This window comes from Fibrobacter sp. (assembly GCA_017503015.1).
Classification (GTDB): domain Bacteria; phylum Fibrobacterota; class Fibrobacteria; order Fibrobacterales; family Fibrobacteraceae; genus Fibrobacter.
Genome location: JAFVTX010000052.1, coordinates 1 through 19706, shown reverse-complemented (window position 1 = coordinate 19706; position 19706 = coordinate 1). Strand labels below are relative to the sequence as shown.

At 50.8% G+C, this 19706-nt stretch carries 17 protein-coding genes; 4 read left to right on the top strand and 13 right to left on the bottom strand.

Annotated elements, in window-relative coordinates; translation table 11 throughout:
* Positions 1-157 precede the first annotated feature (157 nt).
* Positions 158-661 (top strand): hypothetical protein, encoded by a 504-nt coding sequence (locus tag IKB43_09895; protein ID MBR2470436.1) that lies wholly within the window; start codon positions 158-160, stop codon positions 659-661.
* Here the strand turns inward: IKB43_09895 and nth are convergent.
* Genes nth through IKB43_09855 form a run of 8 tightly spaced genes read right to left on the bottom strand, consistent with a single transcriptional unit; the run spans position 651 to position 9566 of the window.
* Entirely contained in the window at positions 651-1310 is a 660-nt protein-coding gene (gene nth, locus IKB43_09890; GenBank protein MBR2470435.1) for an endonuclease III, read from the bottom strand. The genes IKB43_09895 and nth overlap by 11 nt on opposite strands.
* Positions 1310-2098, bottom strand: coding sequence for a serine O-acetyltransferase (gene cysE, locus IKB43_09885; protein ID MBR2470434.1), 789 nt, complete (start codon positions 2096-2098; stop codon positions 1310-1312). Before cysE ends, nth begins: the two co-directional genes overlap by 1 nt.
* Positions 2099-2123: 25 nt before the next feature.
* Positions 2124-3764 carry a hypothetical protein gene (locus IKB43_09880; protein ID MBR2470433.1) on the bottom strand — a complete coding sequence of 547 codons (1641 nt, stop codon included), beginning with the start codon at positions 3762-3764 and terminating at the stop codon, positions 2124-2126.
* Between the two features lie 8 nt (positions 3765-3772).
* Positions 3773-5608: a UbiD family decarboxylase gene (locus IKB43_09875; protein ID MBR2470432.1), complete on the bottom strand. Its 1836-nt coding sequence runs from the start codon at positions 5606-5608 to the stop codon at positions 3773-3775.
* A 24-nt stretch (positions 5609-5632) separates the two neighbouring features.
* Positions 5633-6127, bottom strand: a complete 495-nt coding sequence (locus IKB43_09870; protein ID MBR2470431.1) for a hypothetical protein — start codon at positions 6125-6127, stop codon at positions 5633-5635.
* 31 nt (positions 6128-6158) lie between these two features.
* Positions 6159-6476: a Dabb family protein gene (locus IKB43_09865; GenBank protein MBR2470430.1), complete on the bottom strand. Its 318-nt coding sequence runs from the start codon at positions 6474-6476 to the stop codon at positions 6159-6161.
* Positions 6473-7672, bottom strand: coding sequence for a glycosyltransferase (locus IKB43_09860; GenBank protein MBR2470429.1), 1200 nt, complete (start codon positions 7670-7672; stop codon positions 6473-6475). The genes IKB43_09865 and IKB43_09860 overlap by 4 nt, the downstream gene beginning before the upstream one ends.
* A 10-nt stretch (positions 7673-7682) precedes the next feature.
* The gene (locus IKB43_09855) at positions 7683-9566 is read right to left on the bottom strand and encodes a DNA primase (GenBank protein ID MBR2470428.1); all 1884 of its coding nucleotides are present in this window, start codon (positions 9564-9566) and stop codon (positions 7683-7685) included.
* Positions 9567-9645: 79 nt separating this feature from the next.
* Here IKB43_09855 and ruvC point away from each other — a divergent pair, with 79 nt between their 5' ends.
* The 3 genes from ruvC (at position 9646) to mpaA (ending at position 11788) form a co-directional block, all read left to right on the top strand.
* The gene (gene ruvC / locus IKB43_09850) at positions 9646-10212 is read left to right on the top strand and encodes a crossover junction endodeoxyribonuclease RuvC (GenBank protein MBR2470427.1); all 567 of its coding nucleotides are present in this window, start codon (positions 9646-9648) and stop codon (positions 10210-10212) included.
* Positions 10212-10883 carry a M15 family metallopeptidase gene (locus IKB43_09845; GenBank protein ID MBR2470426.1) on the top strand — a complete coding sequence of 224 codons (672 nt, stop codon included), beginning with the start codon at positions 10212-10214 and terminating at the stop codon, positions 10881-10883. The genes ruvC and IKB43_09845 overlap by 1 nt, the downstream gene beginning before the upstream one ends.
* 212 nt (positions 10884-11095) lie before the next feature.
* Positions 11096-11788: a murein tripeptide amidase MpaA gene (gene mpaA, locus IKB43_09840; GenBank protein MBR2470425.1), complete on the top strand. Its 693-nt coding sequence runs from the start codon at positions 11096-11098 to the stop codon at positions 11786-11788.
* A 19-nt stretch (positions 11789-11807) separates the two neighbouring features.
* Here the strand turns inward: mpaA and IKB43_09835 are convergent, their stop codons facing one another.
* From IKB43_09835 to IKB43_09815, 5 genes are all read right to left on the bottom strand, one after another.
* Positions 11808-12611 carry a CDP-alcohol phosphatidyltransferase family protein gene (locus IKB43_09835; protein MBR2470424.1) on the bottom strand — a complete coding sequence of 268 codons (804 nt, stop codon included), beginning with the start codon at positions 12609-12611 and terminating at the stop codon, positions 11808-11810.
* Between the two features lie 80 nt (positions 12612-12691).
* A complete protein-coding gene (locus tag IKB43_09830) occupies positions 12692-14461 on the bottom strand; it encodes an ABC transporter substrate-binding protein (protein ID MBR2470423.1) in 1770 nt (589 codons plus the stop codon).
* Between the two features lie 114 nt (positions 14462-14575).
* Positions 14576-17113, bottom strand: a complete 2538-nt coding sequence (locus IKB43_09825) for a PQQ-like beta-propeller repeat protein (protein MBR2470422.1) — start codon at positions 17111-17113, stop codon at positions 14576-14578.
* A gap of 41 nt (positions 17114-17154) precedes the next feature.
* Entirely contained in the window at positions 17155-17862 is a 708-nt protein-coding gene (locus IKB43_09820) for a response regulator transcription factor (protein MBR2470421.1), read from the bottom strand.
* Position 17863: 1 nt separating this feature from the next.
* A partial coding sequence (locus IKB43_09815) for a HAMP domain-containing histidine kinase (GenBank protein ID MBR2470420.1) occupies positions 17864-19706 on the bottom strand: 1843 nt, incomplete at its 5' end.

Genomic DNA, 19706 nt, shown 5'->3' with positions numbered 1-19706 from the left:
AATTTATGGAACCTACACAAGCCTCGAACCCCGAACCCTAAGCCTCACAACTCATAACTGAAAACTCATTACTAATCTCACACTTTACATCTCCCTAGATCCTAGCCCCTAGATTCTAACCCCTAGATCCTAGCCCCTAAATCCTAACCCCTAACCCATGCTTGACTTTACCGGACTTCTTGACTACGCCTTTGCGGAACGCCTGTACGATTCCGCTTACCATGGGCTGGAACATTGGCATCAGGTGGAGTTCAATGGGCTGTTGCTGGCTTCCAAGACGGGGGCGGACATTACGGTGGTTCGGCTTTTTGCCCTGTTCCATGACTGCAGGCGAATGGACGATGCCTACGATGGAGAACATGGCCCTCGTGCGGTGGAGTTTATAGACCGTTGTATTGCAGAAAAAAGGCTTGAACTAGACGCTGATCGACTAGAAAAACTCCGCAGGGCTTGTCGTCTCCATACCACGGAGCGGCAAACCGGAGATATTACCGTAGATACCTGCTTTGACGCAGACCGTCTGGACTTGGGCCGTGTCGGGATTTATCCCATGGAAGAAAAGATGGCCACCGACGCCGGCAAAAAAATCGCCCGCAAGCTAGCTCAGGCAGGTGTGTCCGTATTCCACCAGCGAGAATGGATTAGAAACTTCAAGTTTTAGCTTTTGCGACACTGTTTCCGAATTTAGCACGAATGGTCGCACATATAGGGCAGTTTTCCACCTTGTGGCCACGGGCCTTGCAATAGGTTCGTCCGTAGTAGATAATCTGCAGGTGGCGTTTTTCCCATTCGTTTTCGGGGAAGATTTTCTTCAGGTCTTTTTCGGTTTGTTCAACGCTACTGCCGTCGCTTAGTCCCCAGCGCTCTGCCAGACGGTGGATATGCGTATCCACCGGGAATGCGGGAATCTTGTAGGCGTGGCTCATGACCACGCTTGCGGTCTTGTGGCCTACGCCGGGCAGGGCTTCCAGTTCTTCGAAGGTGCAGGGGACTTTCCCCTTGTATTTTTCTACCAGGGTCTTGGACAGGTTGAAAATGTTTACGCTCTTGGTGTTGAAAAATCCGCAGGGCTTGATGATTTCGGCGATGCGTTTTACGCCCAGCTTGACCATGGCGGAAGGAGTGCTGGCTTCCTTGAAAAGAACCTTGGTTACCTGGTTTACCCGTACGTCGGTACACTGGGCGCTGAGCACTACCGCCACCAGTAACGTGTATGGGCTTTTGAAATCCAGCGGAATGGGCGGGTTCGGGAAAAGTTCGTCCAGCTTTTCCCCGATAAACTTGATCTTGTCCGACTTTGTTCTGGCCACTACCTGCAGTCCCGGGTAAAGTCCTGCTGCATGTTGAAGCTGGGCGTTTCGTCGTCGGGGTGGCCTACTTCTACGGCAGGGACCCCTGCGTAAGTGGTGTGAGGCGGCACGTCGGTCAGCACTACCGCTCCGGCGCCAATCTTTGCGCAGTCGCCGATGTGGATGTTCCCTAAAAGCTGTGCGTGGGCTCCAAGCATCACGCCGTTCCCGATTTTCGGGTGTCGGTCTCCGACTTCGTTGCCGGTTCCGCCCAGGGTCACTCCATGCAAAAAGCTCACGTTGTTCCCGACTACAGCGGTTTCACCGATGACGATATTGGTGGCGTGGTCCACGAGAATTCCGTGGCCAATCTTTGCCGCCGGGTGAAAATCCATACCGAACTTGCGGCTGATGATGTTCTGGAGCATCTTGGCCGGGAACTGCCGGTCTTCTTCCCAGAGCACATGTGCTACGCGGTAGGCTTGTAGACCCTGAAAACCCTTGAAAAGAAGAAGCGGTTCCAGATATCCGGTGCAGGCGGGGTCGCGAAGTACGGTGGCCCGCAAATCGTGTACGGCATCGTCCAAAAGTTCCGGATGCTTGACGTACAGTTCGTTGAAAATCTTTTCCAGTTCAGCCCGGTCAATGACTTCTCCTGCCAGCTGACAGGCAAGCGTTACCGAAAGCATTTCCGCAAAATTCTTGCGGCTCAGGATTTGTTCTTCTAGCATCAGGCGGGAAAGGGGTTCCCGCTTTACAAGTTCCTGTGCGTCTTTCCGCAGTTCCTTTTCGATTTCGTCTATAGTCATCGCGTTCAAATTTAGAAATTAGGCATTAATAGATAATCATTAAATCCTTGGTTTTGCCGCTGGAGCCCGCCCTATAGCGGTAAACACCGGGAACCATCTTTGATTTTATAAAGCTTTCGTCTAGGCAGTGGGTCTCGCTGTTATATTTTTCCCGGAAAATCAGGTCGCCCCTGCGGTTACGGATTTCGATGAATTTCTTGTCCAGAGGCAGTGGAGCAAAACAAAGGTTCCCGTGCCGCCAGGGGGTGGGGTAGGCCCGCAGGGGTTTTGAGGCAAGCTTCCCGGGCAGGGGAGAGGGATTCTCGAAACGGCTGAAAATCCAGATGATGGAATCGGCGGCGAAGCTTTCGGTTCGCAGTGAATCCAGGGTGTTTATGCTAGAGATTTTCCGCAGGCTGGCATGGCCGTCCTTGAACAGCAGCACAGAAGCCTTGCCGGCATAGTTTTCAAGATTCGGGAAACCGGCTCCGTAGTAATTGTAGGAGAATATGGAGGAATCGGGCCTGAATCCTTCGGTGCTATAAATGTAGGGAACCGTTTTCCAGAGAGGCTGATCCGCAGAAAACCAGGCGCTGGAATCTACGGCCTTGCTGTTCTTGCCGGAATAGGCGAGGCGCTCCGCAAAGTCTTGAAAAACGTCTTGCGGATTCTTCTTGCGGGCCTCGACAGCGCTTGCGTACTGTTGCCGGAAAGAACCTTCAGGATTTTTGGAGAAGTTTTCCCAGATGGATTTGTCAAAGAGGGAATCTACACGGTTGTGAAGGTACAGGAAAAAGAGGGAGGCTCCGTAGATGGCCGTATTTTGGTCAATCGGGGTTCCGGTCTGATCCAGGAACTCTGGAATATAACGGACATAGTCGTTCACTTCGGGGGCCCCCACCTCTTCCATGCCAGTGGCAGACGCCTCGAACCAGAAATTCATGTGCTCGTAAGGGCTCAGGTAGCGGACCTGGATGGCGTGGTACAGTTCGTGGAATGCCGTGACGCGGATGGCCTTGTCCCATTTTTCGGCGTAGGAATATTTTTCGGTGGCATGGATAATCGGCTTTGTGGATTTCCAGTATTTGCATTTCTTTCCGCCTACATCCAGGCTGGCGTATTCGGGATTGAACAAGTCAACGACCATAAAATCGTTGTCAATCATAAGCTCCGAAGTCTGCCAGTTGTTTCTGCCGGAGAAATTCGTGACGGCAAAGCATTCTTCGCAAAAACCGGAGCTGCCGTGAATGGTTTTGGGATTGCGGACAAGGTTCAGCTCCAAGACTTCGACTCCGTAGAGTCCGGACTTAACGGGCTTTTGGTAATGGACGGTGGTGTCCCTGCCTTTTGGAACCAACATTTTATTTTTTGTAACATGCAGGTTCCAGGCTTTTTCCAGGTTGACGGCCAGGCTGTCTACGAATTTTTCCGTAGCGGCATGAGGCCCGTTCAGTACATAGAAAATCTGGAAATGGGAGGTGGTCTTGGAATAGACGGAGTCGTAGTAATCCTCGACTTCGCAGGAACCCTGCGTGGTTGTTGCTGCAGTCGTGACCTTTCCCTTGTTCTCTATCCAACTTTCTACTGCCTGCATGGTGCCGCACCGCCCGTGGGCAAAGGCAGAAACGGCCAGCGTCGTTGCTAGGATTGTCCAAACATTCAAAATGTTGCGCAAAGTCCTGGACACGGTTGCTCCTACAAAATGCCCTGCAGTTTTTTTAGGGCCGATTCCCTGACGGCTTTGTCGAAGGTAATGGCTTTCTGGTGGTGGGGCTTGATTCGGGCGTCCACGATCAGGGGGGCCTCGCAGGCCCAGTGCTTGTGGACGTAACGCTCGTTCAGACCGTATAAATCTCGGGCCGGATCTGACCGGGTAAAGGTCAGCCACAAGAAATCTTGAAGGTTGGCTTGCGGATTATCTATGCCCAATGTAGAGGTGTCATCTACGACGCTTACCCATGGGTAGTTCTCGCGGAAATTCCATTTCGCAAGGGAATCCCGCAAAGCGGCAAGTCCGCTCTTGAAGGATTCCGCCATGCCGCTGTTCCATTTCAGCACAACGACTCCAGGCATTACAATTTTGGCATCGGTAAAGGCAGCTGGCAGATGTAGGCTCTGCAGGTCGGCGGTATCGTTTCGCAGGTCGCGAATCTTGGGCCCTGCGGCGGCAATGACCAGCTTGGAGCCGTGATTTAAGGAGCTGCCCGTGTAGTCCAGCGTGTCCGTGGTAGTTTCTGTCTGAAAGTGCAAATCCCTGTCCGTGCGCATTCGTTCTAGAACGTGGCCGAAAAACTCCGGGATCTTGTTCACGTCCAGCTTTGGATTGTCCTCTTTGGCGGCAATCATCAGGTACTTGGTAAGGCTCACCTGGTTAAATCCTAGCAGGGCGTTTGCCGTCTTCAAAAGCTCCATGGGCTCCCGTTCTTCGGGCTTTACGTAAGGCCTGAAACTTTCCGAGCCAAGGGCGAGGCAAAGCGGGTGCACGCCCGCCGCATCTACGGCATGTACGGCGTGGACTCCCGGCAAAGAGGCAGGCACCATGGGCTTTGTCACCTTGTGGATGAAATTCCCGAAAAGGGTGTCTTCTTGCGGCGGGCGGCCTACTACGGTAAAGGGGTAGATGGCGTTCTTTTTGCAGAGGACCTTCTTTACCTTCAGATAGGGGAACAGGTGCTTTCCGGAGTAATAACCCACATGGTCTGCGAAGGGGCCTTCCGGTTTCAAGTCCGGCGCCATCTCTCCCAAGATGCAGAAGTCCGCGTCGCTAGAAACGAAGTAACCGTTATGGACAAAATAGCGGAACCTTCGGCCGGAGAGCATCCCAGCGAAAAGCAGTTCCGACAGGTTCTCGGGCATGGGCATGATGGCGGCGATGGTGTGTGCCGGCGGCCCTCCCAAGAAAATGCTGACCTTTAGCGGGCGGCCTTCTTCTATCGCTTTCTGGTGATGCCTGGCGATGTCCCGCTTGATCTGGTAATGGAGTCCGCATTCGTCGGGGCTGTATTCGTTGCCGGAAATCTGGATACGGTACATGCCCAAGTTCGTGGTCATGACGCTTGCGCTTTTGCCTGGGCGGCTTGCCACTTGGGGTAATGTAAGGAATGCTCCGCCGTCATCGGGGGCGCACTTGATTTGCGGCAAGTCTTGCAGGGAGCATTCTTCGAAGTCGGCCAAGCTTCCGTTTTGAACGGGCAAACTGTGGAGTCCGGCTTTTGCCGCCAGTATCAGGTTCCCGAGGTGGGGGTGCTTGAAAAAATCTACGGGATTCGACTTGAACAGCACGGCGGCCTTGGTACATTCCAGGGTGTCCCGGAACAGGAAGTCCATGCGCTGCTGCGTGCCGTAAAGGTTTGCCACCGCCGGGAACTTGCTGCCTTTCACATTCTCAAACAGCAGGGCTGGCCCGCCCTTTTCAAAGGCGATTCGTGCCATTTCGGCCATTTCCAGGTTCGGATCCACCTCGTCGTGGATGCGTTTCAAAAGCCCTGCTCTTTCCAAATCAAGCAGGGCTTGTTCTAGAGTGGCGTACATGGAAATCCCCAGGTTTTGAGGGCCTTAACCTGCAGTAGCGCTCTGGTCCAGGGCCTCGATGGACTGGGTCTTTTTCTGGGCTTCGTAGGCCAGCATCACGTCGCGGGTGTCCTTGCGGGAATAGATGCCGTACACGATGTTTGCCTTGTCGATAATCTCGGCGAAAACTTCTTCGGGAATATCCGTGAACCCCTGGAAACTCATCTCGTCGTAGCAGGCGGTCATATTCCCTTCGTCAACAAAGCTGTGCTTTGCGGTGAACCCACGGAAGGGACCTTCGCCAAGACGCACGGTAATCTTGTTTTCTTTGACGGAACTGACAATGCCGGTCCACTTCAAGGTCTTGAACCCCCACTGGAGGTTGTAGCGCACCGTGGCGCCCGGTTCAAGATTTTTGGGGAAGGTGTAGTGCAACTGGGGGTTCTTACCTATGGTCAGGTTCATCGGGGCGTATTGCAGCGTCTCCAGAACGTTCTTCAGGGAGAACTCTTGCCAGGATGTTTGACTCAGTTGGACCATACGTGAAAAATGTAGTAAAAAGAACGACTCTCTAGAACTCGAAATCTACCGCCCGGCGTTCGGTGACTACCTTCTTCACGAAGGCGACGATAGCTTGGTGTTCCGGGTGGCCTTGATAGAAATCGAGGGCTTCCTTGGTGCGGAAGGTGGTGTCCAGGGCAATGTCGTATTCCACGTCGCCATTACCGAGTTCGGCCTTGCCGAAGTTCAGTCCAGATTCGATGCTCACGAGACCGGGAATTTTACCTTCCAGGGCGTGGAAGGCGTCCACCATCTTTTGGCCGTTTTCCTTGGCGGTGGCGCCTTCGGCTTCGGCCTTCAGTTTCCAGAATACGATGTGTCTGATCATGAGTTCCTCTTTGCTTGATAAAGTTTTCGGTATAGGTCGAGCTGACGCCCAAAACAGTCGTTCCAGCTGAATTTCTCGGCGTAGGCTCGGGCCTTTTGTTTCATGGCCTGCATATCGGAGCGGTACAGCTCCACGATGGCCTCTGCCAGGGCATGTGGGGTGCGCTCCTGAAGAATTTTGCCCGCTCCCGATTCCGTCACGTGTTCAAAGGCGGCTCCGGTAGAGGCTCCAATCTGGGCATTTCCGCTGGCCATGCTTTCCAGGATAGAAAGCCCGAAGGTTTCCCAGCCCGAAAGGGCAAGCCCCATGTCTACGCTGGCGTAGTGACGGGCCATTTCGTCGATGGACTTGATAAAGCCTACATAGCGGATGTGCTTGTACTTTTGTACAGCCTCTTTAACTTGGGGCAGATACGGCCCCGTGCCCGCCAAGATGATTTCCGGCTCGACGCCTAGCCGCTCCGTCAGTTCGTCGTAGGCTCCAAGCAAAAGTTCAATGCCTTTTTCTTCGCAAAACCGGTGAGGGAAAAATATGGTAAGCCTGTCGGGGTTTCCGCTCTTGAAGTCGGCCACCAGGGCCTCGTCCCGCTTGGAGGGCGAAAACATCTGGATGTCGCAACCCAGGGGAATCCAGTGGCTGTGGGGGAGGTGGCGCTTTTCCAGTCGGTCCATCACCTCCTTGCAAGAGACCTGAATTCCGTCGAACTTCCTGAATTCCTGTCGGGCGTACCAGAAGGCGACCCGCTCGGCAATGCTACCGAAAAAACGGCCTAGTTTGTTTGCAACAGGGCGACCCACATAGGTGACAGGGAAGTCGGCGTGCCAGAAACTGAGGAGTATGGCTTCAGGGCAAATCCTCTTGGCAGCCCTGCGGACTACAGTTGGCAAAATGTAGGGAGAACCCACCTCGATGACCTGGGGCATGTACTTTTTCAGGATTGGGCGAATCTGCTTTTGCTTCCAGATAAAGCGGTATTCCCAGTTTCCGGGGAATCGGTAGGCATCAACATGCTCGATAATGAGCCCCGTTCCTCTTTTTTCGGTGAAGGTGCGGCTGTCGGGCATCACGAATACGCTCAGTACATCCTGGCGGTTTTCGTAGAACGCCATCTTTTGCAGGTGATAACGCCGAACACCGCCTCCAGACGGACTCCAGAAGTTGTTGAAATCGACGATGGTGAAGGGCGCTTGCGGCATGGAACGCAGACTATTCCGCTTCTTGCATCTTGTTGGACATGGGGTCGATGAAGATGGGGCAGTTGTACTTGTGGCTTACGCCCAGCCTGTTGGAATTCACGGACAGGGTGAGGGTCTTGTTCTGGGAATCCAGCCAGTAGATGGCGTCGGAATCACGCAGGTAGGGCCTCGGGCCTTCAAAGCCTTCTTCGGTGGGTATCAGTTCTCCGCCAAGGAACAGGGGAATGTCCAGGCTCTTGTACAGGTCCAGCATCACGAAGGACCTGCGCTCGTGAATGTCGTCAAGCTCAAGTCGTCCGTCTATCTTCAAGTGGTCCAGACCGTCAATCATCACGATGAGGTCGGAATTCTGTTTCCGCTCTTCTTTCAAAATGCTCATCATCTCGTTGTTGTCGAAGGTGGGGTAGTCTTCCCAGATTTCTAGACGGTTGGTACGGACCAGATTCATGAGTTTTTTGGTGGCTTCGAGAATCTTGCCGTTAATCGCATCGTCTTCGTTTTGCTTACGCACCGTAAGGATTGATTCGCCTGTTTCCATGGCCACCATGCGGTCAAAAATCTGCCGGCGGGGCGTTTCCAGGGCGATATAGATAATCTTCAAGATGGGGTTGCTGTCTATAAGGTCCAGGGCAAGGCTAGACAGGAGCGATGTCTTGAGGCCAAAGGGCTTGGACGAAACGAAGAAACAGCCGGACTGGATGCCGTCGATTTCCTTGGTGAGTTTCGGGAAATTGTTCAAGGCGTAGCCTACGCAGGTGTCTGGAGGGCAACCCATGGCGGCATCGTAGTTCTCCTTGATGTCCTGGAGCAGCATGGAACGGCGGTGGGTGTGAACCGTGTCTTCTTCGGTCTTGTCGATAAGGTCAAGCAGGTAATCGGCGCCCTTGTCGCGGACCAGTACATCTACCGTTTCGTCCTTGGACAGCACGATGGACTTGAAACGCATGTCCAGTTCTTCGGCCATTTTCAGGTAACCCTGGATACGGTATTCCTGTTCGCGCCTGTTGTTTTCACGCCTGAGAATGACGGTGGCGGAATCGGCGCCGCAGGCCTTGAGCTTGAGCAGGTGGCTCAGGGTCAATTCCTGGTACATGGTGGAAACCACGCCGGGAATCCCCGCCAGGTCTGCAGTCAGGGCATCGAAGAAACCTTCTACGATAATGGGGTTGCTGTTTTCGGGTTGGATATTGAAGGGAATATCGCTTGGGCCCGAGGCAAAAGAAACGTAGGGGTGGGGCTTGCCGTCATCTTCCATGAGGCGGCCATACACAGAATGGATGAGCCCCTTGGAATTGCGTGCGGGAATAGTAATTCTCGGTTCGTGGTAGGCTTCCAGGTTGTCCAGATAGAAACTGACCTGGTGGCGTTCCAGCCCGGAAAGCATGCAATAACTAAAGAAGGGCTCCGGGTCGCCACTGTAGTAGCCCAGGCCGTAGAGCTGGGCCTGACCGATGTTCCAGCCCCTGGACTGTAGAAATTCTTCGGAAGATGGGCTCTTGCAGGCGGCCCAGTGGCAATAACGGACAAAACATTCCAGCACCTTGGACTTTTCGCCACCTACTTCCTTGAGCAAAAGGTGGTCGTCTTTCTTGGAGTCCTGTTCCTGTTCGAGTCCGCCCAGGAATTCCAGGGCTTCTGCCCGAGCGGCGGGTTCATCCATGCCGTTGAAGCGGCTCCGCATCACGAATTCCACCAGGTCGCCTTCGCTACCGCACTGGAGGCAGCGGTAACGCCAGTAACCCAGGGCGTCGTAGAAGAACAGGGAGGTCTCTTCGGGAGCGTGGAACGGACAACTGGAAATCAGGTTCCGGCCCCACCGGCTGAGGGGAATTCCCAACTGACGGGGGTGGGTCTTTACATGTACAAAGCCTGAGTTTTCCTGGTCGATAAGCATAGGGAGCCTCCATATAGGAATCTAATAAAAAATACCCGGAATGGAACACTTTTTAGGTCATTTTATCTACTTTTTGGCTATGGTTATTCTCGGCATCGACCCGGGCTCTATTACGACAGGATACGCCTTTCTAGAAAAGAATCCGAAGGGGTTTTCGGTGCTGGAATACGGCACCATCCATTCACCGGCGTCTAAGTCGTTGGAGGACCGTCTATTACAGATTATCACCAAGCTGGAATCCCTGCTGGACCAGTACCGGCCAGACGCCCTGGCCATGGAAGGGGTGTTCTTTGCCAAAAATGCCAAGAGTGCCCTGGTGCTCGGACATATCCGCGGGGCGGTTCTTGTGGCCTGCCGCAAGCGGGGCATGTCCTTTGACGAATATCCGCCCAAGGTAGTCAAGCTGTCCGTTACCGGCGATGGTGCCGCCTCTAAGGAACAGGTGGCCCACATGGTCTTTGCACAGCTCGGGATACAGGGCTCCGACCTTCCGCTGGACGCTTCGGACGCCCTGGCCATCGCCTGGACCCACGGAAATCCGCCGCCCTTGACTGCGGCTCTGAAAAAACGGCCTACGGTCCGCAAGAAAAAGGCCTCTGTCCAGCAGTGGAAAGACCTGATCAAGAAGATGGGAGTGGAAATTTAATGACCGAAGATTTGTTGCCCTACGGACTTGGAAAGCCGAACCTTGTAGAGGCGGCTCCCGGTTACCTTGTGGATGCCGAAATCCTGCCTTTTTTGAACAAATTAAAAGATGCGGCTGCGGCGGAAGGATTTGAACTTCGGATAGAATCGGCCTACCGCCCTTTTGAACGGCAGCTTTCCATCTGGAACCGCAAGGCCCGTGGGGAACTGCCCCTGTTTTCGGCAGAAGGTGTTCCCATGGAACGGCCTCAAGACGAAGAAGAACTGATGTATGCCATTCTCACCTGGTCGGCCCTTCCGGGGGCGAGCCGTCATCATCTTGGGACAGACCTGGACGTGGTAGATGGGCGAGCCTGCCCAGAAGGTTACGAAGTCCAGCTTACGCCGGAGGAGTGCTCCGGAATGTTCGCCGCCTTCCACAAGTTTTTGGATGAACGTTTTGCCACCGACGGAGCTTTCGGCTTTGACCGGGTGTTCGTCCCAGGCCGCGGAAAAATTCGGCCCGAAGGCTGGCACATCGCCCACCTGCCTACCTCCCGCAAGCGTCTGGGGCATTTCTCGCTGGACACGCTCCGCAAGATTTACGAAGGTTCGGACATGGCTTGTAAGCGGGTGGTTCTTGCCCGTCTCCCTCAACTGGCGGAGGAATATATCTATCCGTATTTTGTCTAGGGGATAGGGGCTAGGATTTAGGGGCTAGGGGTTTGAGGTCGCTTCGCTTTGAGGGATGTCATCCTCGCGAAGGCGAGGATCTGCTAGATTGCAGTAAGCGGATCCTCACCTGCGTGAGGATGACGACTCACACCCCACACCTCACGTCCCACACCTCATAACTCACAACTCACACCTCATAACTCACAACTCACAACTCACAACTACTCCCCATGCTTTCCGGTTCCATCAAATTGAAATTCAAGCCCTACGGCACCAGCGTTCTCGGTGCACCGCTCCTGTATTTTCCCTGCAAGGGAGCTTGCCGTTTACTTGTAATGGCGGGTATCCACGGCGAAGAACCGGAGACCACATTCCTCTTGAGCAGAGCCTTGCGCGCCTTTGGTGACAACCTGGAATCGATAGCGTTTATCCTGTGCGCGAACCCCGATGGGGTGACTCTTGGAACCCGCGGAAACGCCAACGGCGTTGACCTGAACCGGAACTTCCCGACAGAAAACTGGAGTGTTGCACCGGTGCATTCCCGCTCCATCTTGGAGGCGGAACGGGACATGGAACTTTCCACAGGGACAGCTCCTGCAAGCGAGCCGGAAACCAGTGCTTTAATCCAACTGGTGGATACTCTTGTGCCACAGGCGGTGGTGGCTCTCCACAGTCCCATCGGCTGCATTGACGCTCCCGAAGAAACGCCTCTTGTGAAAAATCTCCAGGCGGTGTTCAATGTTCCATACGTCAAGGATATCGGATATAAAACTCCAGGCAGCTTTGGTACCTGGTGCAAGGAACGTAATCTTGAATGCGTTACGGTGGAGCTTCCACGCCTTGCTCCGGAGCTTTTGTACGAACGCTACGGGTTAAGCTTTGCGGAATTTCTAAAAAAATACCCCGGCACGCAGCCGGGGTGACATCAAAAAATCCTAAGCCCTAGTCATTACTTTTTGAAGCCTTTGCTTCTTCAATAATCTTGCTGCGGTTGATAAGGCCTACGCTAAAGCCGATGACCAGGTAGCATCCGCCGAGAACAAGCAGGTATTCCAACACGTAGGGGACCTTTTCGGAAATGAACATGAATCCGGCAATGTAGGTGAGTACGATCAGCACGCCTTGGAAAATGTTGAAGGCTTTGTTCTTGCGGGGCTGAAGCTTGGGCAAGAACAGGGGGCTCACCATCAGGATGCCTGTGGCAAGCATCACCACAACGGGGATAAACACCAGCGCAGAGTTGGGGTCGGTAAAGATTCCCTTGGATTTCAGGAACACGACCAGGGTGGCGTTGATGGCGCCAGCAAAGGTGGAAGGGAGTCCTGAAAAATGATGGTGGTAGGTGTCGGAATCGCAGGCGTTGTACTTGGCCAGGCGCATGGCGGCACAGAGAACATAGATAGAGAAGGTCACCACCAGCAGGGCCGCGTTCTGCTCAAAGAACTGGGGAGCGCAAATCTTGTAGGTAAAGAATACGCAAAAGGCGGGAGCAAGCCCAAAAGCAATCAGGTCGGCAAGGCTATCAAACTGGGCGCCGAATTCAGAGCTGGCGTTTACCAGGCGTGCGGCAAAGCCGTCCAACTTGTCCAAAAGCATGCTGAGCATTACGAAATAGGCGCCCATGCGGAGCGTGTCGGTAGAGGTGAAGGAATCAAAGGCTCCCGTAACCCAGCAGATGGCAAAAACGCCCAATAAAAAATTCATGCTGGTAAATGCGTTCGGCAAAATAAAACGAGACTTTCCCACGATCAACTCCTTGTTTTTACAACACAAATCTAAAAATTTAATTCAGGACAGATCCTAGTTCCGAAAACCGAAATCCGAAATCATTTTACGGCCTGAATTTCCCACAGCGCCTTCACTCCGGCGGCAACAATCAAGTGCTGCGGCGGTGCGTAGGGGTTCTCTTCGGTGGGGAAATTGGTCCAGTGCTTGGTGGAGAACTGGTAGTACTGGGTTGGCCTGTACATGACCGGAAGCACCGGTATGGTTTCCATAAAAATTTTGTTCAGTTCGCGGTAGGCGAGTGTCAGTTCGGCTTCGTCGCGGATAGTGGGGATCTTGTCCAACAGTTTATTTGCCTCGTCGTTGCTGAAACGACCCTGGTTGGAAAAGGCATCCTCGCCCACAGGTTTGAGCCCGATGGGACCCATAATCTGGGAGAATCTTGTCCAGGGTGTTGCAGCGGAGAGCTCAGCCGTCTGGGTCTTCATGGCGAGGTCGAAGGTTCCCAAGCGCAGGTCCTTGTCCCACACGCCGTAGTCCACGAAATATTCTTCGGCAGGAATGCCGATTTCCTGGAAGGTTCCGGCAATGACCTTGATGGCGTCTTCCCAGTCGGTCCAGCCCTGGGGGCATTCCAACTTGATGGTGCGGACGGGGCTGCCATCGGGGTCTAGAAGAGCGCCTTCGGCATTCCAGGAGTAGCCCGCATCCTTCAAAATGCTACGAGCCTTGTCCAAATCGAATTCGTAACCATATTTCTCGGCATCTTCTTTATTGAAGAACTTGCTTTCTGTACCAAAGGGCAGAATAAATCCAGATTGCATGGCCGGTGTATAGTTGGATATAGCACGCGCCTTGACTTTTTCGAAGTTGATGCTATGTGCAAGAGCTCTGCGGAAAGCAACATCACTAAAGGGCTTTTGATGATGGGCTATCAATAACGTAGTAATGGACCCGGGCTGGTGGTACGGTTCGTTCCTGCTCCAGGCGCGAATACTGTCCTTAACCTTGTCCCAAATACGGGGAAGGAAAATGGAAGATACGTCTAGGTTACCCTTGACCATAGCACTGTTGAAGTGGTTGTTGCCGTTGTACAAGGAGTGGATGATGTATTTGGGGGCGGGCTTCTTGCCGCCGTGCTTTACATTGCCCCAGTAATTGTCATTCCTTTCCAGGACAATCTTGTCGGGGGAGAATGTTTTTAAGTCGTATGGTCCGGAAACTACGGGATTGGAGTCGTTTTTAAATGCTGTAACCTTGGCCATGTCGTATGTTTTATTGCTTACGGCACTTAGGACAATGGGACCAAAGACTTTTTTGGGGAGAATGGAGGTTTCCGCTATGGCATTTAGAAGGATCAGGGGGTTCCGATTCTCTTGATTTAAGGAGAATGTAATGTTGTTGTTGCTGTCTGCAGAAATCTTCTTGATATAGTTCCAGTTGCCATGCCTTGGGGTGGGCAGGATTGAATCAATGAAGAAGGAAAAAATAACGTCATCCACGGACACCGGTTCGCCGTTATTCCATTTGGCCCGTTCGTCTAGATGAACGATGACGGCGTCGTCAGTCTGCTTGAAACTGTCGGCAAGCATGGGTTCCAGTTCGCCATTAAGCTGGTTGTAGGTAACCAGGGTCTCGTACATAAGGCGGACGTTCCCGTCGATAGGGAAATTGGGGTCGTAGTCCAGAGGGTTGAACGTTGCCGGAGGTGCCCAGTCGAACCCTCCAATATAGAGGGTCTCACTTCTTGGGTATTCTTGCTGGCTCTGGACAACCTCTGAATTTTCTTCGGTCTTGCAACCGGAGAAAGTAATCAGAACGCCTGTAAGGGCAAAGACGCTTAAAACCTTGAAAAATGTCAAAATCTTCATCCTTCTAAAAGACAATTACAACATATAGAAATGTAATGTTTTTTCAAAGGAAAAACCACTATTTTGAGGCTAAAAGCAGTCTAAATCGGAGTAAAAATGGTTGAATTTTGCCATTTAGAGGGAAAATCCATACAACAACCTTTTAGAGGAGGCGCTAAAGAGAGTCTTGTTCAGGATAAAGGGGGTTCCTGCTCCACCGGGCGTGCTGAAACGGTGGACTATTTTCCCATCAGAAAGGGATATGGCGACAACTTCGTTACCCTGGTCTAGCCAGGCTAGGCCATCTTCCACAAAAGGTTTTGAAAAGATGGAACTTTTCCCCTGGAATTTCCATAGGGGCGTTCCAGAGATGGTATACAGAAGTAGACTTTGGTTTGCAAGCCCCACTAGGACGCAATTTGTCCCCTTGTAGGGGAAAGCTTGTAACGAAGCAATGGGAGATTCCATTAGAATTTGCAGAGGGTCGTTACTGGGATTTCTTGCATCGTAGATAAGTAGTCTGTTATTGGTAGTTGCGAAAATCATGGTGGAATCGATATGTGTCATTTGAGAAATCCCTGATGGCATTTTTACTAAACCTAGCTTGATTTGCCCGGATCCTTCCCAAAGATGAGATATGTTTCCTTCCAGGCTAGAGGCGACAATTTGGAAATCGTCTCTTGCAAAAAGAAATGGTAGGTCAAATATTTTTCGGGACCAGGCAAGTCTACCATCGGGTCTTGTAAGCTTAATCATGAAACCGTTCCAAGTTGAAATATAGATGGCTTCGTTTTCCAATGAGATATTGAAGGCTTTACCCGGTAGCTGGATAGAGGTCCTCTTCCCGTCTTTGCTCAGTTCATAAATGTTTAGGTTGAAGCCTGATGCAAGAACAAGAATTTTTTCATCATTGTTGATGACGAGGCTATTGTCCATTTTTGACAAAGCCTTTGTCCAACGGAGTTCTCCATTTTCGGCGTTGATGCAGATAAGCCTGTTTGCGGCCGGGTCAATGGTATATAGGTTCTTTTTGCTCCCGAAAAATTGAGGGTATCTTGTTTTGGGAGATACATTTAATAAGCTTACGAACTTTGCGCCGATGGCTTTACTGTAACGATTGAGAATCAAAGGTGTTACTTGGGGATTGCTAACAGAAAGTCTAACGGCCTCAGACCAGGCTTTTTGCCTTTCTTGCTCCTTACTCTGGTTATTTTCTAATTGAAGGGCCCTGAATAACCAACCTTCAGCATTGCCCGGTTCTAGTTTCAGCAGAGAATCTAGTACAGCGGTGAGTTTGTCCCATTGGGATGTTTCTGCAAGAATTGCAGCCTGTTGTGAAAGAATTGATGATGCTAGGGGGGACTTCCCATAATAATAGGGTGCGATTCCTTGCAAATTTTGATTGTCAAAACTTAGATAGGTATTCCCGTCAGTAAGAATAGGGGCCTGCGTGATGGGCCTGGCAAAATTAAAATTCCATAGAGGGCGAAGTAAGGTGTCCACTACGATGAGGGCTCCCTCGTTAGTAAATAGTCCGAGTGTCCCCTTTGCCAGTGGATGAATTCGGTCTGCGTCACTTCGCAATACTGCGATAGTGTCGCCTGTGTTGATACTTAAAAGGGATAATCGACCAGAGGCTTCGAGCACGACAATATTGTTCTCAAAAGGAATAATACTTTCTACAGAATTAAACGCGGCTTTCCAAATGGGATCGATGCTTTTTTGAATGTTGTAGCAAAAAAGATTTCCTCCGGAATAGAAAACTATGTTGTTTTTTATAGAGATGGTTTTCTGTATGGCGTCATATTGGCTTATAATAAAAGATTCTGAAAGATTATCGCTTGATAAAAAATGAAGTGCGTTGTCGGGACAATTCAAGATAAAATGTTCGGTGGGGGTATAGTACATTTCTATCTGACATTCGTTGAAGTTATCGTTGGACAACTCTTGTTCGCCTCTTTTATTGACGAGTACAACGGCGTAATCTCCTTGAATAAGGGCTTTATTTTCGCTAATAGCGATGTCTTTTGGATTTCGTAGAGCAATGGATTTGACCTTGCGCACGTTATTGAAAGGTTTAAATCGAATACTGTCTTTTTCTGGTGTGGCGTACCATAATCCGGCGTTGTTAACTTTCAGGATTTCAGCGCCGCTTGCGATGTTAGTCGGAATTTTGATAAGTGAATCGTTTGCTATTTTATAGATCTCTCCGTTTTGAAGATGAATGTATGTTGGGTTCCCATTGAAGATTTTTTGTACGGGAGATTTTAACCGGAGAATATTCTTTTGAATGGTTTCTGGTTTGTTTGCAGTTGCTCCAATTCTTTCGGCGAGCCAATAGGCCTTGCTTGTTTCTTTCGTATTTTGAAGACTTTGCTTGTAGTAAAGGTTGGCAGATTGCCTGTTTCCCGCTAGTTCTTGAATTTTTCCAAGGTAAAAGCTAGCTTGCTCCTTATCTTCGTGGTCTCCTTCGCTGACAACTTTTTCCAGAATGCCAATGGCTTTTTGAAATTCCCCTTTCATTTCAAAGCGGTATAAAGCCTCTTGTATGGAGGCTTCCATCTTCTCAGCATTTGCAAACGATACAATGCCGCACAACCACACAAGCATTATTGCCATGCGTATTGCGAAATTTCCTTTGTCCAATCTAGGGTTCAGCATTTTTTCGGTCATCAGTTTTCAGTCGTATCTCACAACTCATAACTCACTACTCGTCACACATCAAACTTATACCCTGCTCCTCTGATAGAAAGGATGATTTTGGGGTTGGCTTGGTCGTCTTCCAGTTTTTTGCGAAGGTTCACGATGTGATTGTCAATGGTTCGCGTGGAGGGCATGTTCTCTGTGGTATACCCCCATATTTCCTGCAACAGATCTTCGCGGAGGACAACCTCGCCCTTGTGTAGCCAGAAGTATTTGAGAATCTGAAATTCCCTGGCGGACATTTCTAGGGGGACTCCACCCTTGGTAGCTTCGTATTTTTTGAAATCTAGGTGGATGTCTGCAAAATCTACTACATCAGAAGGCGCTGCTGTTTGTGTAGGGGGGGCGTCTGTGTCAACTCTACGGAGGAATGCTTTGACTCGGGCCAAGAGCTCTAAGATGGAGAATGGCTTGGTCACATAGTCATCAGCTCCCATTTCAAGACCAGCCACCTTGCTGGTTTCTTCGGTCTTGGCAGTCAGCATGATAATGAATGTTTGAGGGTGCTTTTTACGGATGACTCGGCAGACCTCGAACCCGCTTTTCTTGGGAATCATCAAGTCGAGGATTACCAGGTGCGGCATAAAGGAATCCGCCTTGGCAATGGCCTCTTCGCCGTCGGCAGCTGTCTCAACGATGTAATTTTCCAACTCAAAATTGTCTTGCAGACCGAGCCGGATGATTTCTTCGTCTTCTACGATGAGGATTTTGTGTTGCATGTTAATCCACCTTTCTAAATCTTACCGTAAAGTTGGAGCCCTTGCCGGGCTTACTTACCAGGGATATGGTTGCCCTGTGGGTTTCTGCGACCCGTTTCACAATGGCAAGTCCAAGTCCTGAGCCCTTTGTGCTACGAGTCATTTCGTCGCCAACCCTGTAAAAATCATTAAATATATTTTTTTGTTCCGAAGAAGGAATGCCTACGCCCGTGTCAATTACTGAAAATACGGCGCGGTCGTCTTCGTTGTAGACCTTGATTTCAATATCGCCGGGAGCGTTGGTGTATTTAATCGCATTTTCTATTAGATTCTGCGCTAGGCTATAAAGTGCCGTGTAATCGCCCATGACATATACGTTGGGGTCAAAATGGGTTTTGAAAGAAAGTCCCTTTTCGACGCCAATATCTTCTACCGCTTCAAAGACTTTCTTGGCGCATACAGAAAAATCCAATTTTTCCCACTTGAATGCTCCTGTACCGTGTTCCATGCGGGTGTAGTTCAGGATGGCTCCAATCAGGTTTTCTAGTCGGGAGGCTTCCTTGTTGATGAGTCCAGAGTATTCCTGGACTTTTTCGACTTTCATGACACGCCCTCTAGCCATCATTTCGGCGAACATCTTGATAGAGGTGAGGGGCGTTTTCAATTCGTGAGAAACGCTAGAAAGGAAGTTTGCCTTCATGGCCAAAAGCTTGTGTTCCTGAATAAAGAAACGTAGCATAAAGAAGGAGCCAAATATCACCGTAATGAGGGAGAAAAACAAAAGGCCATACATCAGGAGCATTCGATGCCTGGATTCTTTTCGGATTTCGCCTACATCTTTTTCGTAAAGGCTCAGTTGCCAGGATTGCGCCGTACTGAAGGTGGTTTGCGAAATAATGCTTGCGCTGTCGGGAATGGATCCCAACAGAACGGAATCGTTTGCGTCAGTAATAGAGAAGGGGACATTTTTCCATCGTTGGGCAACATCCTTCAGTTTGTCTATAAGTCGACTTCGGTAGGCGCTTTCGTCTACCTTGGCAATGACAACTTGGTTTCCGGAGAGCATGGGGTAGGACATCCTAATTAAGTCAACGTTTCTGTCGGACTTGAACAGGATCCCTGTTTTGGCAGAGCTTTCGCTATGCAGGGTATTTTGGAAAAGTTCCTGGTTGTGCATCAGGATTTCCGTATAGCTAAGCTGCCGGTTGAAGTTTCCTCTCAAATTCCAGAAGGCTTCACGCTTTTCTTGCTTGAGGTTTTCGAAAGAAAGAATCTGGGTGAAGGCAGTCTCGAAGAAGAATCTCGTGGAGGGAATATCCTCGATGGTCTTTTCTTGCAGAAATTGGTTCAGGACGGATAGGCAGTAGTCTTCAGCTTCTTGGTGGTTTTTCATCTTTACCAAGATGTCAAAGTGAAGTAAGTTTATGGAACGGGTAAGGTCCGAATGTAGGTATCCCTGCAATTTGGGTCTTGTTTCAAGAATTTTCAAAAGTCGCAGGGCTTCGTTGTAATCTTTGTTCTTGTAGGCTATGCGGATGATTCCAAGAATGTTCTGAGCCTGTTCTTTTGGCGAAAGCAAAGGATTTCTTGCAAGCATTTCTCGGGAGAATAAAACTTCTTGTAAATTGCGGCTGTCCTGTTCGGCCTGGTACAGAGTTCCTTCGGCAGGGGTGGGCTTAGCATCGGAGAACTGCTCTGTGTGAGCAAGTAGCTTCGATGAAATGTCCGGATAGACCAGTGTGCCGTTGTTGTACAAGAATATGGCTTCGATACCGTTTACGTCTTTGAAACTTGCTGCGTTTCCGTACTCCAGCAGGCTCTTGGGACGTTCATATAAGAACAGGGAGGCGTTCTTGGTTTCCTGG

Coding starts and splice junctions, on each gene's coding strand:
- IKB43_09830 (MBR2470423.1), bottom strand. CDS start 14,461: ATGAAGATTTTGACATTTTTCAAGGTTTTAAGCGTCTTTGCCCTTACA.
- ruvC (MBR2470427.1), top strand. CDS start 9,646: ATGGTTATTCTCGGCATCGACCCGGGCTCTATTACGACAGGATACGCC.
- IKB43_09865 (MBR2470430.1), bottom strand. CDS start 6,476: ATGATCAGACACATCGTATTCTGGAAACTGAAGGCCGAAGCCGAAGGC.
- IKB43_09825 (MBR2470422.1), bottom strand. CDS start 17,113: ATGACCGAAAAAATGCTGAACCCTAGATTGGACAAAGGAAATTTCGCA.
- IKB43_09860 (MBR2470429.1), bottom strand. CDS start 7,672: ATGCCGCAAGCGCCCTTCACCATCGTCGATTTCAACAACTTCTGGAGT.
- mpaA (MBR2470425.1), top strand. CDS start 11,096: ATGCTTTCCGGTTCCATCAAATTGAAATTCAAGCCCTACGGCACCAGC.
- IKB43_09845 (MBR2470426.1), top strand. CDS start 10,212: ATGACCGAAGATTTGTTGCCCTACGGACTTGGAAAGCCGAACCTTGTA.
- cysE (MBR2470434.1), bottom strand. CDS start 2,098: ATGACTATAGACGAAATCGAAAAGGAACTGCGGAAAGACGCACAGGAA.
- IKB43_09895 (MBR2470436.1), top strand. CDS start 158: ATGCTTGACTTTACCGGACTTCTTGACTACGCCTTTGCGGAACGCCTG.
- IKB43_09875 (MBR2470432.1), bottom strand. CDS start 5,608: ATGTACGCCACTCTAGAACAAGCCCTGCTTGATTTGGAAAGAGCAGGG.
- IKB43_09820 (MBR2470421.1), bottom strand. CDS start 17,862: ATGCAACACAAAATCCTCATCGTAGAAGACGAAGAAATCATCCGGCTC.
- IKB43_09855 (MBR2470428.1), bottom strand. CDS start 9,566: ATGCTTATCGACCAGGAAAACTCAGGCTTTGTACATGTAAAGACCCAC.
- IKB43_09870 (MBR2470431.1), bottom strand. CDS start 6,127: ATGGTCCAACTGAGTCAAACATCCTGGCAAGAGTTCTCCCTGAAGAAC.